1 pseudogene is annotated in these 1,055 nt (G+C 53.9%); it reads right to left on the minus strand.

The features are described 5' to 3' along the window. Nucleotides 1-55: 55 nt before the first annotated feature. Nucleotides 56-1,044: pseudogene (locus MUU51_RS00105) on the minus strand (IS5 family transposase). Nucleotides 1,045-1,055 lie beyond the last annotated feature (11 nt).

Below are 1,055 nucleotides of genomic sequence, written 5' to 3' on the forward strand. Positions count from 1 at the left end.
GGCTTTGTTGAATAAATCAGGTTTGAAGCGAGTTTCCCTGTAACCGCTCCGGCTCTCAGCAGACACGTACACTTTCTGGCATACCTGCCTTCGTCATTTTGTTCAGCGCACGCACCATGGCCAAAGCCTCTGCAACCTGACCATCGTAGTCACGCAACGTCAACGTACCACCGAACAACTGCTTTACCCTGTACATCGCCGTTTCCGCTATCGACCGACGGTTGTAATCTGTTGTCCATTTCCACCGGGCATTGCTCCCGCTCAGCCGTTGATTCGCAACAGCACGATTGCGGTCTCCATACTCACCGGGCCAGTAGCCCGCTCCCTTCCGGGGAGGAATGAGCGCGCTGATTTTCTTGCGACGCAGTTCGTCATGACATCGCCGTGTATCGTAAGCACCGTCCGCCGCCGCTGACCTGATTTTTCGGTGGGTCTGCCGGATAAGCCCCGGGAAAGCCTCAGCGTCCGTGACGTTGTTCAGCGACAGGTCCGCGCAGACGACTTCATGCGTACTCGCATCAACAGCCAGATGCAGTTTTCGCCAGATACGACGGCGCTCTTTGCCGTATTTTTTGACTTTCCACTCACCTTCACCGAAGACTTTTAGCCCTGTTGAATCAATCACCAGATGGGCAATTTCACCCCGGGTGGGCGTTTTAAAACTGACGTTAACCGACTTTGCCCGCTTGCTGACACTGGTGTAATCCGGACAGCGAAGAGGAACACCCATCATGGCAAAAATGGAATCAATGAAGCCCTGTGCGGCTCGCAGGGTCAGGCGGAATACACGTTTAACGACCAGGAAGGTGGTGATGGCGAGGTCAGAATAGTGCTGAGGCCGTCCCCGCGATGTGTGTGTGGCGGGCTCATACCAGGCCTGAATAGCCTCGTCATCAAGCCAGAAAGTGACGGAGCCGCGGTTGATGAGTGCTTTGTTGTAGTTACGCCAGTTGGTGACTTTAAACTTCTGCTTTGCCATGGGACGACCCGTGTTGCCGGATGATGCGTGATCTGATCCTTTAACTCAGCAAAAGTTCGATTTATTCAACAAAGCC

Source organism: Scandinavium manionii, assembly GCF_024764775.1.
Classification (GTDB): Bacteria; Pseudomonadota; Gammaproteobacteria; order Enterobacterales; family Enterobacteriaceae; genus Scandinavium; species Scandinavium manionii.